13 protein-coding genes and 1 pseudogene are annotated in these 13,286 nt (G+C 71.0%); 6 read left to right on the top strand and 8 right to left on the bottom strand.

Features of this window, described 5'->3' with window-relative positions; translation table 11 throughout:
* Positions 1 to 265 precede the first annotated feature (265 nt).
* The gene (locus AQJ66_RS31225) at positions 266 to 916 is read right to left on the bottom strand and encodes a DNA-3-methyladenine glycosylase (RefSeq protein WP_061928657.1); all 651 of its coding nucleotides are present in this window, start codon (positions 914 to 916) and stop codon (positions 266 to 268) included.
* Between the two features lie 111 nt (positions 917 to 1,027).
* Between AQJ66_RS31225 and AQJ66_RS31220 the strand changes: the two genes are divergently transcribed.
* From AQJ66_RS31220 to AQJ66_RS31210, 3 genes are all read left to right on the top strand, one after another.
* On the top strand, positions 1,028 to 1,810 hold the full coding sequence (locus tag AQJ66_RS31220) for a sporulation protein (RefSeq protein ID WP_061928654.1): 783 nt from the start codon (positions 1,028 to 1,030) through the stop codon (positions 1,808 to 1,810).
* A 45-nt stretch (positions 1,811 to 1,855) separates the two neighbouring features.
* Positions 1,856 to 2,392, top strand: coding sequence for a YbhB/YbcL family Raf kinase inhibitor-like protein (locus AQJ66_RS31215; RefSeq protein ID WP_061928652.1), 537 nt, complete (start codon positions 1,856 to 1,858; stop codon positions 2,390 to 2,392).
* 168 nt (positions 2,393 to 2,560) lie between these two features.
* Positions 2,561 to 3,067, top strand: coding sequence for an HNH endonuclease (locus tag AQJ66_RS31210; RefSeq protein ID WP_061928651.1), 507 nt, complete (start codon positions 2,561 to 2,563; stop codon positions 3,065 to 3,067).
* A 107-nt stretch (positions 3,068 to 3,174) separates the two neighbouring features.
* Here the strand turns inward: AQJ66_RS31210 and AQJ66_RS31205 are convergent, their stop codons facing one another.
* The 3 genes from AQJ66_RS31205 to AQJ66_RS31195 form a co-directional block, all read right to left on the bottom strand.
* The gene (locus AQJ66_RS31205) at positions 3,175 to 4,140 is read right to left on the bottom strand and encodes an SPFH domain-containing protein (protein ID WP_061928649.1); all 966 of its coding nucleotides are present in this window, start codon (positions 4,138 to 4,140) and stop codon (positions 3,175 to 3,177) included.
* Between the two features lie 110 nt (positions 4,141 to 4,250).
* On the bottom strand, positions 4,251 to 4,682 hold the full coding sequence (locus AQJ66_RS31200) for an NfeD family protein (RefSeq protein ID WP_061928647.1): 432 nt from the start codon (positions 4,680 to 4,682) through the stop codon (positions 4,251 to 4,253).
* Between the two features lie 61 nt (positions 4,683 to 4,743).
* Positions 4,744 to 5,541 carry an ABC transporter ATP-binding protein gene (locus AQJ66_RS31195; protein ID WP_061928645.1) on the bottom strand — a complete coding sequence of 266 codons (798 nt, stop codon included), beginning with the start codon at positions 5,539 to 5,541 and terminating at the stop codon, positions 4,744 to 4,746.
* 150 nt (positions 5,542 to 5,691) lie between these two features.
* On the opposite strand from AQJ66_RS31195, the gene AQJ66_RS31190 reads away from it, so the two are divergent.
* Positions 5,692 to 6,480: a hypothetical protein gene (locus tag AQJ66_RS31190; protein WP_061928643.1), complete on the top strand. Its 789-nt coding sequence runs from the start codon at positions 5,692 to 5,694 to the stop codon at positions 6,478 to 6,480.
* Between the two features lie 81 nt (positions 6,481 to 6,561).
* Here AQJ66_RS31190 and AQJ66_RS31185 read toward each other — a convergent pair whose 3' ends face one another.
* From AQJ66_RS31185 to AQJ66_RS31175, 3 genes are all read right to left on the bottom strand, one after another.
* Positions 6,562 to 6,807: a chaplin gene (locus tag AQJ66_RS31185; protein ID WP_061928641.1), complete on the bottom strand. Its 246-nt coding sequence runs from the start codon at positions 6,805 to 6,807 to the stop codon at positions 6,562 to 6,564.
* Positions 6,808 to 6,977: 170 nt separating this feature from the next.
* A complete protein-coding gene (locus tag AQJ66_RS31180) occupies positions 6,978 to 7,619 on the bottom strand; it encodes a response regulator (RefSeq protein WP_061928639.1) in 642 nt (213 codons plus the stop codon).
* Positions 7,612 to 8,757, bottom strand: coding sequence for a GAF domain-containing sensor histidine kinase (locus AQJ66_RS31175; RefSeq protein WP_061928638.1), 1,146 nt, complete (start codon positions 8,755 to 8,757; stop codon positions 7,612 to 7,614). The genes AQJ66_RS31180 and AQJ66_RS31175 overlap by 8 nt, the downstream gene beginning before the upstream one ends.
* Positions 8,758 to 8,903: 146 nt before the next feature.
* Here AQJ66_RS31175 and AQJ66_RS31170 point away from each other — a divergent pair.
* Together AQJ66_RS31170 and AQJ66_RS31165 are read left to right on the top strand one after the other, a co-directional pair.
* A pseudogene (locus AQJ66_RS31170) lies at positions 8,904 to 9,413 on the top strand (S-adenosylmethionine:tRNA ribosyltransferase-isomerase); the annotation flags it as partial.
* Positions 9,414 to 9,742: 329 nt separating this feature from the next.
* The gene (locus tag AQJ66_RS31165; protein WP_061928636.1) at positions 9,743 to 10,504 is read left to right on the top strand and encodes a transglycosylase SLT domain-containing protein; all 762 of its coding nucleotides are present in this window, start codon (positions 9,743 to 9,745) and stop codon (positions 10,502 to 10,504) included.
* Between the two features lie 80 nt (positions 10,505 to 10,584).
* On the opposite strand, the gene AQJ66_RS31160 is transcribed toward AQJ66_RS31165, so the two are convergent.
* Positions 10,585 to 13,140, bottom strand: a complete 2,556-nt coding sequence (locus tag AQJ66_RS31160) for an ABC transporter ATP-binding protein/permease (RefSeq protein WP_061928634.1) — start codon at positions 13,138 to 13,140, stop codon at positions 10,585 to 10,587.
* Positions 13,141 to 13,286: the final 146 nt, after the last annotated feature.

Here is a 13,286-nt window from a genome sequence, read left to right as displayed (position 1 = left end):
CCTTTCGGCGTCTGATTCCCGGTCGGCGGGGTGTCTTCGGGGTTTTCGGCTTTCGCCGTTCGCCCTTTCGACATTCACTACGTTAGCCGATTCCCTCGGCAACTCATAATCGAGTCTCACGGATTCGAATTCGGGCGCGCGGGCGCGTCGGAATCGACCCCGTCGAGGGGTTGTAGCTAGGTAGTGGGTTGGCCGCTCCGGCTGCAGGCGATCGCCGTACCCGGTTCAGCGGCTTGGGCTACGTTACGCACCTTCCACCGCAGAGTCAACTTCGACGGCGCCGGGGCACGTGGGCCCGGTAGGGACTGACCGTCGGGTCGTCGGCGACCCAGAAGCGCCAGGGGTGGACGTCCCCGTCGCCGCCCTCGCCGGCGATCCCGGTGCGCGGGCCGTTGCGTACCTGGTCGCGAGGTACGGGAGCCCCGGTCAGCATCCGCAGCGTCGTCTCGCCCGAGGAGCACGCGTCCGTCCCGTCCAGGGTCCGGTCGACGCCGAGCGCGGTCGCCAGGCGGGCCGGGCCCTTGGCCAGTTCCTTGTCGTTGCGGGCCGAAACGCGGCGCCTGCGAGCCAGCTCGGCCCCCTCGACGATCTCGCCGGCGCGCAGCAGGACACCGCTCGCCCTGCCCTCGGGTCCGCAGACGAGGTTCATGCAGTGCCACATGCCGTAGGTGAAGTAGACGTACACGTGTCCGGGCGGTCCGAACATCACGGCGTTGCGCGCGGTGCGGCCGCGGTAGGCGTGCGAGCCGGGGTCGTTCGGGCCGTCGTACGCCTCGACCTCCGTGAGGCGCAGGGCGATCGGGCCGTCGGGCGTCGCGCGGACCAGGGTGCGGCCGAGGAGGTCGGGGGCCACCTCCAGAACGGGCCGGTCGAAGAAGTCACGGAGCAGTGGCGTACGGTCCGGGGGCGCGATCATGCTCTCCGAGGGTAGTCCAGGCCGTTCGGCGGCCGGGTCGGCACCGGGCGGAACCGGTCGGGGGCGGAGCGCGTTTGTAGGGATCGAGGGTCCTTCGTAAAGGGAGAGTCAATGGCGTTCAAGAAGCTGCTCGCGAGCCTCGGAGCCGGCGGTGCCTCGGTCGAGACGGTGCTCACCGAGGTCAACGTCGTGCCGGGTGGGGTCGTCCAGGGCGAGGTGCGGATCCAGGGCGGGTCCGTGAACCAGGACATCGAGGGGCTGTCCGTCGGCCTGCAGGCGCGTGTCGAGGTGGAGAGCGGCGACGAGGAGTACAAGCAGGACATCGAGTTCACCAAGGTGCGGCTCGGCGGCGCCTTCGAGCTGCAGGCCGGCGCCGTGCACGCCGTGCCGTTCGGCCTGGAGATCCCCTGGGAGACGCCGGTCACGATGATCGACGGGCAGTCGCTGCGCGGCATGAACATCGGCGTCACCACCGAGCTGGCGATCGCCCGCGCGGTGGACTCCTCCGACCTGGACCCGATCAACGTGCACCCGCTGCCCGCGCAGAAGGCGATCCTGGACGCCTTCATCCAGCTGGGCTTCCGCTTCAAGAGCGCGGACATGGAGCGCGGCCACATCCGGGGCACCCGGCAGCGGCTGCCGTTCTACCAGGAGATCGAGTTCTACCCGCCGTCGCAGTACCGGGGGCTGAACCAGGTCGAGCTGAGCTTCGTGGCCGACGAGCACGCGATGGACGTCGTCCTGGAGATGGACAAGAAGCCGGGTCTGTTCAGCGAGGGCTCGGACACCTACCGGTCGTTCCAGGTGGGACTGAACGACTTCCACGGGACCGACTGGGCGGCCTACCTCAACCAGTGGCTGTCCGAGGTCGGCAGCAAGCGGAACTGGTTCTAGGCTCGGGAACTGCTGGTTCCAGATCATCGATCAGGAGGTACCGACGTGACCGAGCTCAAGCGGCGGCCGCTCCCCCACGACTTCCACCCGCCCGTGCCGTCGTTCACGGTGACGAGCGAGGACATCGAGGAGGGTGCGACGCTGAAGAGCGCTCAGGTGTACGCGGAGGGCAACACCTCGCCGCAGCTGCGGTGGGAGGGCTTCCCCGCGGAGACCAAGAGCTTCGCCGTGACCTGCTACGACCCCGACGCGCCGACCGGCAGCGGGTTCTGGCACTGGGTTCTGTTCGACATCCCGGTGTCCGTGACCGAGCTGCCCGCGGGTGCGGGCGGCGGCGCGTTCGAGGGGCTGCCCGCAGGCGCCGTGCACGCGCGGAACGACTACGGGTCGAAGGACTTCGGCGGGGCCGCCCCGCCGCCCGGGGACGGTCCGCACCGGTACGTGTTCACGGTGTACGCGGTGGACCAGGAGAAGCTCGGCCCGGACTCGGACGCCTCTCCGGCCGCCGTCGGCTTCAACCTGCGGTTCCACACGCTCGCGCGCGCCCAGCTCATCGGGGAGTACGAGAACACCGGCAGCTGACGCACCGGTCGGTTTCAGCCGAGCGTTCATGGAGCGTTTGCCCGCCTCTGGTCTTGGAAGTGATCAGGGGCGGGCATCTTTTTATTGCGTTGTCCATCTCGGCGCGCCCGTCCAGAGTTGATCCGCGCCCGCCGGGGGGTGGGCCGGTGCACACGGGAGGTGGGCTGGATGCGTGACACGCTGGTGCTGAACGCGAGCTTCGAGCCGCTGTCGACGGTGACGTTGAACCGAGCCGTCGTTCTGGTGCTGACGGACAAGGCCGTCGTCGAGCAGGCCCACCCCGAACTGCGCATGCGCGGTGCCGATGTGGACATACCCGCGCCCCGGGTGATCAGGCTCTGCAGGTACGTACGGGTGCCGTTCCGAAGACGAGCCCCGTGGTCGAGGCGGGGCGTGCTGGTCCGGGACCGGCACCGGTGCGCGTACTGCGGGCGCAGGGCGACGACCGTCGACCACGTGCTGCCGCGGTCGCAGGGTGGGCAGGACACGTGGCTGAACACGGTGGCCGCGTGCGCGGAGGACAACCACCGCAAGGCGAACCGGACGCCCGAGGAGGCGGGGATGGCTCTGCTGCGAGAGCCGTTCGAGCCGACGCCGGCGGATGCGATGCTCCTGGCTCTGGGGCAGGAGGAGTTCGGTGCGCTGCCTGAGTGGCTCGGTCGGGATGCGGCCTAGTCGTCCGCCGGGTGCTCTCCGGTGGCGGCTGCCGGTTGTTCGTGGCTGATCGCGCGGTTCCCCGCGCCCCTTGCGGGGCGCGGGGAACCGGTGTCGTGAAGCGGTCCTCAGTCGATGCTCGGCTTCTCGCGGCGTTCCGTGCTCGGGCCGTTGTTCTGGGGTGGGACCGAGGCGCCGCCGTTGCCCGAACCGCCGCCCAGGGGGCCGAAGTTGCCCATCGCGCCCGACAGGCCCTTGAGGGCGTCGCCGATTTCGCTGGGGACGATCCAGAGCTTGTTGGCGTCGCCCTCGGCGATCTTCGGGAGCATCTGCAGGTACTGGTAGGACAGCAACTTCTGGTCCGGGTCGCCGGCGTGGATCGCCTCGAAGACCGTACGGACCGCCTGGGCCTCGCCCTCGGCGCGCAGGGCCGCGGCCTTGGCCTCACCCTCGGCGCGCAGGATCTGTGACTGCTTCTCGCCCTCGGCGGTGAGGATGGCGGCCTGGCGCGTGCCTTCGGCGGTGAGGATCGCGGCGCGCTTGTCACGGTCGGCGCGCATCTGCTTCTCCATCGAGTCCTGGATGGAGGTGGGCGGTTCGATGGCCTTGAGCTCGACGCGGTTGACGCGGATGCCCCACTTGCCGGTGGCCTCGTCGAGGACGCCGCGCAGGGCCGCGTTGATCTCCTCGCGGGAGGTCAGGGTGCGCTCCAGGTCCATGCCGCCGATGATGTTGCGCAGGGTGGTGACGGTGAGCTGCTCGATGGCCTGGATGTAGCTGGCGACCTCGTAGGTGGCGGCCCGGGCGTCGGTCACCTGGTAGTAGATGACGGTGTCGATGTTGACGACCAGGTTGTCCTGGGTGATCACCGGCTGGGGCGGGAACGGCACGACCTGTTCGCGCAGGTCGATGCGGTTGCGGATGGTGTCGATGAACGGGACCACGATGTTGAGGCCCGCGTTCAGTGTCCGCGTGTAGCGGCCGAAGCGCTCGACGATGGCGGCGCTGGCCTGTGGGATGACCTGGATGGTCTTGATCAGGGCGATGAAGACCAACACCACCAGAATGACCAGGACGATGATGACCGGTTCCATCGGTTCCCCGTACCCCTCTCCGCCTCGGCACCTTCGGCAGATCCTGTTGTCGTTGAAGATCTTGCTGGTCGAGTCTGACAGACCGCTGCCCAACTCGGGGGCCGGATACCTCAGATGACGATCGCGGTAGCCCCTTCGATCTCCACCACGTCCACCTCCTGGCCCACTTCGTAGGCGCGGCCGGTGTCGAGGGCGCGGGCCGACCAGACCTCTCCGGCGAGCTTGATGCGCCCGCCGGAGCCGTCGACGCGCTCCAGGACGACGGCCTGTCTGCCTTTCAGGGCGTCGACGCCGGTGGCGAGTCGGGGCCGCTGGCTGCCGTGCCGGGCGGCGATGGGCCGGACCACGGCGATGAGGGCGACGGAGACGACGACGAAGGCGAGGACCTGGACGACCACGTCGAAACCGAGACCGGCGACCACCGCGCCCGCGACGGCTCCCACCGCGAACATGCCGAACTCCGGCATGGCGGTGACGACGAGCGGGATTCCGAGCGCCGCCGCGCCGACGAGCCACCACACCCATGCGTCGATGTCGTTCACATGGTCATGGTAGGTCCGCGGCCGGACGGCGGACAGGGCGCGAACGGGAGCGGACCCGGCGTCAGGACAGCGGCAGTCCCTGGGCGGTCCAGCGGTCCCCGACCTGTTCGACGACGAGCGGCAGGCCGAAGCAGCGGGAGAGGTTGCGGGAGCTGAGTTCGAGTTCGATCGGGCCGGCGGCGAGGACCTTGCCCTGGCGGATCATGAGGACGTGGGTGAAGCCGGGGGCGATCTCCTCGACGTGGTGGGTCACCATGATCATCGAGGGGGCGATGGGGTCGCGGGCGAGCCGGCCGAGGCGGCGGACCAGGTCCTCGCGGCCGCCGAGGTCGAGGCCGGCTGCGGGCTCGTCGAGGAGGAGCAGCTCGGGGTCGGTCATCAGGGCGCGGGCGATGAGGGTGCGCTTGCGCTCGCCCTCGGAGAGGGTGCCGAACTTCCGGTCGAGGTAGTCGCTCATGCCGAGGCGGTCGAGGAAGGCGCGGGCGCGCTGCTCGTCGACCTCCTCGTACTCCTCCTGCCAGCCGGCGGTCATGCCGTAGGCGGCGGTGAGGACCGTCTGCAGGACCGTCTGGCGCTTGGGGAGCTTCTCGGCCAGGGCGATGCCGGCGACGCCGATGCGGGGGCGCAGCTCGAAGACGTCGGAGCCGGGCCTGCCGAGGGTCTCGCCGAGGATGGTGGCGGTGCCCTTGCTGGGGAAGAGATAGCTGGAGGCGACGTTCAGGAGGGTGGTCTTGCCGGCGCCGTTGGGGCCGAGGATGACCCAGCGCTCGCCCTCCTTCACCGACCAGGAGACCTGGTCCACCAGGGCCCTGCCCTCGCGGATCACGGATACGTCCTGAAGCTCCAGAACATCGCTCATGAGCGCGTTGTCTCCCCTTGCAGTGTGCCGGTCTCGGCTGTGGCGTACGCCTGTGGCTCGGTCCGCCGCGCCGATGGGCGCAGCCCCTATGAAATCTACGCCACGAGTGCCCCGCCCCATTCCATCGGTCCGGTCCTTAGGGTGGGGGGCATGCTCTCGGAACCGCGTTCAGGACGCCTCGCCGCTTGGGGAAACGCCCTTCTGGCCGGACACGTCTCGCCGGACGACGCCGCCCTCGCCATCGTGGGCGGGGACACGGTGCACCGGGTGGAGGGGCTGCCCGGGGAGTCCGCGCAGGTCGGGCTCACGCTCGCGCTGGGGCGGCTGCGGGCGCTGGGGGTGACCGGGCTGCGGTTGGCGCTGCCGGCGCCGGGGCATCCGCTGGGGCTGAGCGGGCCGCCGGAGTTCAACGCGCGGGCGCTGGAGGCCGAGGAGGCGGTGGTCTGCTTCGGTGCCGCGTTCGGGCTGGTCCCTCAGGTGTACGAGGCGGGGCCGGCCGGAGATGTCCATGCCGAGGTGGTCTGGCAGGTGCTGCCGGTGCGGGAGGCGCCGCCCGCGGACGTGCCCTCGCTGGGCGAGGCGGAGCGTGAGCTGGCGGAGGCCCTCCGGGACGCGACCGAGGTGCTGTCGAAGCTGGACGTCGCCGGGTCGGGGCCGGTGGCGGAGGCGGCGATCGACGCGTACCGGGCGCGGGCCGAGCGTGGCCGTGAGGTGCTGGCGCCGGGGTATCCGCCGCGTGCGGTGCGGGTGCTGGAGCTGGCGCAGCGGGTGGGGCTGCTGGTGTCCCTGGCCCACGACCGCGGGCATGGAGGTGCGGTCAGCTCCTCGGAGATGGCGGCCCGGTCGCAGGCGCTGCGGCCCGTGGAGCGGACGGCCCGGCGCGCGCAGGTGGCGGCGTACAACTCGCTGGTGGAGGAGCGGGAGCGCGGCGCCCGGTGAGGGGCGGCCGGCGACCGGCGTTGCGGGACACGACAGGCCTCCCGGTGCACTCGGGAGGCCTGGGTCATGGACGGCCGGGGCTCAGTGGTCGAGGCCCAGGTTGCCGAAGGCCGGGTTCAGCGCGCCGATGACGTTCACGGTGTTGCCGACGGCGTTCACCGGGACGTGGACCGGGGCCTGCACGACGTTGCCCGAGATGACACCCGGAGAGTGGTGGGCCTGGCCGCCCGCCCAGGCCCCGTCCGTGGCGGAGGCCATCCCCGCACCGGCGGCCACCAGGCCACCGGCCACCATCGTCACGGCCGCCGCCTTCTTCAGGTTCTTCACTTTCCAACCCCTCCTGAGCGTTCACCGCGGCGATCGCCGCAGCACGCACTGGAGAACGCCGGAGATCGCCGGAGGATGCGCCATCCGGGTTACATTCCCACGACCGTATGAATCTCAGCCCGGAGCGGAACCTTTCGCGTCGCCGCCGGTGAGGCGTTGGGGTGGGCGTTTCAGCCGGTCACGCCGTGGCGTACGGCCCACAGCGCGGCCTGGGTGCGGTCGGCGAGGTCGAGTTTCATGAGGATGTTGGAGACGTGCGTCTTGACGGTCTTCTCGGACAGGACGAGGGCGCGGGCGATCTCGCGGTTGGAGCGGCCGTCCGCGATCAGGCCGAGCACCTCGCGCTCCCGCTCGGTGAGCGAGCCCCCCCTCCCCTGTCCGGAGTTGGTCTCCTCCTGGGAGAGCAGGGCGCCGGCGACCTCGGGCTGGAGCAGGACGTGCCCGGCGTGCACGGAGCGGATGGCGCCGGCCAGGGCGTCGGGGTCCACGTCCTTGTAGACGTATCCGGCGGCGCCCGCGCGCAGGGCCGGGACGACCGTGCGCTGCTCGGTGAAGCTGGTGACGACGAGCACGCGCGCGGGGTTGGCCAGTTCCCGGAGCCGGCGCAGGGCGTCGATGCCGTCCGTGCCCGGCATCTTGACGTCCATGAGGACGACGTCGGGCCGCAGTTCCTCGGCGCGGGCGACCCCCTCGGCGCCGTCGGCGGCCTCGCCCACGACCTCGATGTCGTCCTGGACCTCCAGGAAGGTGCGCAGGCCGCGGCGGACGACCTGGTGGTCGTCGACGAGCAGCACCCTGATCGCGTCAGCCACCGGGGACCTCCATCTCGATCGTGGTGCCCTTGCCGGGCGCCGATTCCACGGTCAGCGTGCCGCCGACCCCGCTCGCCCGGTCCCGCATCGAGACCAGGCCCAGATGGCGTCCGGCGCGGCGGACGGACCGCGGGTCGAAGCCGCCGCCGTCGTCGGTGACGCGCAGCACCGCGCCGCTGCCGCGCCGGTCCACCGTGACGTCGACGTGGGCGGCGCCCGAGTGGCGCAGGGCGTTGTGCAGGGCTTCCTGGGCGACCCTGAGCAGGGCCTCCTCCTGGGCGGCGGGCAGCGCGCGGAAGCCGTTTCCGGTGAAGGTCACGCGCGCGCTGTGGGCCCGGTCGAGCACCTGGATCTGGGTGCGCAGGGTGGCGACGAGGCCGTCCTCGTCGAGGGCGGCGGGGCGCAGCTCGACGACGGCGGCGCGCAGTTCGTCGGCGGCCTCGGCGGCGAGCGCCGCGACCTGCTGCAGCTCGCCCTTGGCGCGGGCGGGGTCGCGGTCGACGAGGGTGGCGGCGGCCTGGGCGGTCAGGCGCAGGGAGAAGAGCTTCTGGCTGACGGCGTCGTGCAGCTCGTGGGCGAGGCGGGAGCGTTCCTCGGCGATGGTCAGTTCGCGGCTGCGCTCGTAGAGGCGGGCGTTGGTGAGGGCGATGGCGGCGTGCTGGGCGAGGATGGAGAGGAGTTCCTCGTCCTCTTGCGTGAAGCCGCACGTGCCCGCGGGCTTGGGGCAGCGCTTGTTGGCGAGGAACAGGGCCCCGATGACCTCGTCGCCGTCGCGGATGGGCAGGCCCAGGAAGTCGGCCAGGTCGGGGTGGGCGGCCGGCCAGCCCTCGAAGCGGGGGTCCTTGCGCACGTCGGCGAGGCGCTCGGGGCGGGCCTCGTCCAGCATCGCGGCGAGGATGCCGTGCCGGCGCGGCAGCGGGCCGATGGCCTTCCACTGGGCGTCGCTGACGCCGTCGACGACGAACTGGGCGAAGCCCCCGTGGTCGTCGGGGACGCCGAGGGCGGCGTACTGCGCGTCGAGCAGTTCGCGGGCGGAGGCGACGATCGTCTTCAGGACGTCGCGCACCTCCAGGTGCCTGCTCATGGCCAGCAGCGCGGAACTCACCGCGGCGAGGCCGGACCGGGGGCCGTGACTCATGTGCTCACGGTACCGGCGGGCTGCGGCGGGGCGGATCGGGCCGGTGGCGGGGGCCCTGGGCCGCTGGGCCTAGGACCGGTGGGGTAGGGCACCCCGGTCCGTGGGCCCCGGGCGTGCGGTGTACGCCCAAGGGCCCCGGTGCTCGGGCGGGCAGCGCGGAGATGCCGAGTGCGGCCCGGCCGTTCACCGCGCGGCTGGTGACGGAGCTGGTGAGCCGCGGGGTGGGGTTCGCGCCGGTCGTGCTGCACACCGGGGTGGCGTCGGCGGAGGCCCACGAGCCGCCGTACCCGGAGCGGTTCGCGGTGCCGGAGGCGTCGGCGCGGCTGATCAACGCCGGGAGGGCCGGGGAGGGGCGGGTGATCGCGGTGGGGACGACGGCCGTGCGGGCCGTGGAGTCGGCGGTGGGGCCGGACGGGGTGGTGCGGGCGGCCGATGGGTGGACCGACCTGGTGGTGACGCCCGAGCGCGGGGTACGCGCGGTCGGCGGGCTGCTGACCGGGCTGCACGAGCCGCGGGCCTCGCACCTGCTGATGCTCGAGGCGGTCGCGGGGCGGGCGGCGGTCGCGCGCGCCTACGAGGAGGCGCTGCGCGGGCGCTATCTGTGGCACGAGTTCGGCGACGTGCATCTCGTGCTCCCCGGGGAGGATCCTCACTGAGTGCGTTGCGGCGGCAACTCGTGGTGAGACCAACGCGCCGCCGATGTGAGCCCGCGCATAGGAGCCACATCACGTACGAACGGGCATAGGAGATAAACCGGCCCTATATGAACGGGACAGACAGCCTGGTCTGTCCCGTTTTGCCCCTCCCTGATCCACTATGCGGGATCGTACGTCACACCTTTGCCTGGCCATTTTGCGGCCGCTAAGAATTGCTTCCGTCGCTCAGCGCCGTGGGTTCTCCCCCGCGGCGTTCGTGTGGGAGGAGCCGATTCCCCCGGCGGACGCAGGAGCGACCTCCGCGCTATCTCGAAGAGGTCCATCACGCCATGCCCAAGAACATCCTCAATCGCCGTCTCAGTCGCACCCTGACGAAGCAGCACAAGATCGCGATCGCCGGTGTCAGCACCCTCGGTGCCGCCGCCCTCGCCTTCTCGGCCGTTCCCAGCAGTGCCGAGACCGTGACCACCGGCTCCCCGGCCACGACCGCCCAGGTCGCCGCCGCCACCCAGGTCCAGGACGTCCGGGGCTCGCTCACCGGCCAGCTCGCCGGCCAGACCGTCAAGCTCGACGACATCGCCGCCCGCAAGAAGGCCGCCGACCAGGCCGTCGCCCGCAAGCAGGCCCAGGTGAGGCAGCAGGCCGAGGCGAAGCGGAAGGCCGCCGCCGACGCCGCCGCGCGGAAGGCCGCGCAGGAGCGCACCGCCAAGGAGGCCGCGAGCCGTTCCGCGCAGCGCCCGGCGATGCAGATGGTCGCCGCGAAGACCTACTCCGACAACCTGGACGGCTGGATCCGGCAGGCGCTGGACATCATGCACTCCAAGGGCATCCCGGGCAGCTACAACGGCCTGCACCGCAACATCATGCGGGAGTCCTCGGGCAACCCCCGGGCCATCAACGACTGGGACGTCAACGCGGTCAACGGCATCCCGTCGAAGGGTCTGCTGCAGGTGATCCCGCCGACCTTCAACGCGTACCACGTCTCCGGCACCTCGTGGAACATCTACGACCCGGTCGCCAACATCACCGCCGCCGCCAACTACGCGGCCGACAAGTACGGCTCGATCGACAAGGTCAACAGCGCGTACTGAGGCCGGCGCGGACCTCTGACGTGACGCGGAAGGGCGGCACCCCTCGGGGGGATGCCGCCCTTCGCGCTGTGCAACGGCCCTTACTTCCGCATGACCTCCGGCTCGTGCCGGCGCAGGAACCGGGCCACGAAGAAGCCGCAGACCACACCCAGTACGACCAGCATGACCATGTCGACGCCCCAGGCCGAGGCCGCGTGGTTCCACAGCGGGTCGGTGCTGGTCGGGTCGTCGGTGTTGGGGGCGATGTTGTTGAAGTCCAGCGTGGCGCCCGCGGCGGCCACCGCCCAGCGCGACGGCATCAGGTAGGAGAACTCGTTGACGCCGAGCGTGCCGTGCAGGGTGAAGAGGCAGCCGGTGAAGACGACCTGGATGATCGCGAACATCACCAGCAGCGGCATGGTCTTCTCGGCGGTCTTCACCAGCGATGAGATCACCAGGCCGACCATCATCGAGGTGAAGCCGAGCGCCATGATCGGCACGCACAGCTCGAACAGGGTCGAGCCGCCGAGGACGAGCCCCCGGTCGGGGATCTCGCGGCTGGAGAAGCCGATCACGCCGACCATCAGGCCCTGGAGCACGGTCACGGCCCCGAGGACGACGACCTTGGACATCAGGTAGGCCGACCGGGACAGGCCCGTCGCGCGCTCCCGCTCGTAGATGACCCGTTCCTTGATCAGCTCACGGACGGAGTTCGCGGCGCCCGCGAAGCACGCGCCGACGGCGAGGATCAGCAGAACGGTGGTGGCCGTGCCGTTCGGGACGTGCGCCCCGGTCCTCGGGTTGACCGCCGCGTTCACCAGCAGGCCCCGGTTGTGGTCGATGAGCAGGCTGACCGCGCCGAGCACGGCCGGCAGGATCACCGTCAGCGCCAGGAAGCCCTTGTCGGAGGCGATGACCGACACGTACCGCCGGATCAGGGTCATCAGCTGCGAGCCCCAGCCCTGCGGCTTGGGCGGCTTGATGGCCTGCGGCGGAGGCATGTGTACGGACTGCGGGGCGACGGCGTCGATGTCCGCGGCGTACATCTGGTAGTGCTGCGAGCCCTTCCAGCGGCCCGCCCAGTCGTAGTCGCGGTAGTTCTCGAAGGCGGAGAAGACGTCGGCCCAGCTGTCGTAGCCGAAGAAGTTCAGCGCCTCCTCCGGCGGGCCGAAGTAGGCGACCGCGCCGCCCGGCGCCATCACCAGCAGCTTGTCGCAGATCGCCAGCTCGGCCACCGAGTGGGTGACCACCAGGACCGTGCGGCCGTCGTCGGCGAGGCCGCGCAGCAGCTGCATGACGTCGCGGTCCATGCCCGGGTCGAGGCCCGAGGTCGGCTCGTCCAGGAAGATCAGCGACGGCTTGGTGAGCAGCTCCAGGGCCACCGAGACGCGCTTGCGCTGGCCGCCCGACAGGGAGGTGACCTTCTTGTCCTTGTGGATGTCGAGCTTCAGCTCGCGCAGCACCTCGTCGATGCGGGCGTCGCGCTCGGCGGCCGTGGTGTCGGCGGGGAAGCGCAGCTTGGCCGCGTACTTCAGGGCCTTCTTGACGGTCAGCTCCTTGTGCAGGATGTCGTCCTGCGGGACCAGACCGATGCGCTGGCGCAGCTCGGCGAACTGCTTGTACAGGTTCCGGTTGTCGTAGAGGACCTCGCCCTGGTTGGCGGGCCGGTAGCCGGTGAGCGCCTTCAGCAGGGTCGACTTGCCGGAACCGGACGGGCCGATGACCGCGATCAGGGACTTCTCCGGGACGCCGAAGGAGACGTCCTTCAGGATCTGCTTGCCGCCGTCGACCGTGACGGTCAGGTGGCGGGCGGAGAAGGAGACCTCACCGGTGTCGACGAACTCCTCGAGGCGGTCGCCGACGATGCGGAACGTGGAGTGGCCGACACCGACGATGTCGCTCGGGCCGAGCAGCACCGAGCCGCCCTTGGCGATCGGCTGGCCGTTGACGTACGTGCCGTTGTGCGAGCCGAGGTCGCGGATCTCGAAGCGGCCGTCGGGCGTCGAGTGGAACTCGGCGTGGTTCCGGGAGACCTGCAGGTCGGAGACGACCAGCTCGTTCTCCAGGGCACGGCCGATGCGCATCACGCGGCCGACGGCGAACTGGTGGAACGTGGTCGGGCTGCGGTCGCCGTAGACCGGCGGCGCCCCCGCCGCGCCACCGGGCGTCTTCTGCGCGAGTCCCTCGGCCGGCCCGTTCTGCTGCTGCGGGAACGGCGAGGGCTGCTGCGGCGGCTGCTGCCAGTCGGCCCGCGGGCCCTGCTGCGGCACGGCCTGGTGCGGGACCTGCGGCTGCGCCCAGCCGGGACCCGCCCCCTGCGCGGCGAACGGCGCGCCCTGCGGCTGCTGCTGGGGCTGGGCCACGGTGGCGCCCGAGAGGTTCAGGCGCGGTCCGTCGGTGGCGTTGCCGAGGTGCAGCGACGAGCCGGGACCGATCTCCGTCCGCTGGATCCGCTGCCCCCGCACGAACGTGCCGTTGGTGCTGCCGTGGTCCTCGATGACCCAACTGCGGCCGTCGAAGCTGACCGTGGCGTGTCGCCAGGAGACCCTGGCGTCGTCGAAGACGATGTCACCCTGCGGATCGCGGCCGAGGGTGTAGGGCCTGGACGGGTCGAGCGTCCAGGTCCGTCCGTTTGATTCCAGTACGAGTTCCGGCACTCCATGCCCCACTGAGTTGTCCCCCGAATTACCCCCATCGCAGGGAGTCTAGGGATGTCGAACATCGGGGGGAACTATTTCAGGCTCGCCCCCCTGACCGAAAGCCGGGCCTTGCGTCGAGCGCCGGTGCGCGCTCCGGCCCGCCC

This window comes from Streptomyces bungoensis, from assembly GCF_001514215.1.
GTDB lineage: Bacteria > Actinomycetota > Actinomycetes > Streptomycetales > Streptomycetaceae > Streptomyces > Streptomyces bungoensis.
This window is presented reverse-complemented; position numbering and strand designations above follow the sequence as displayed.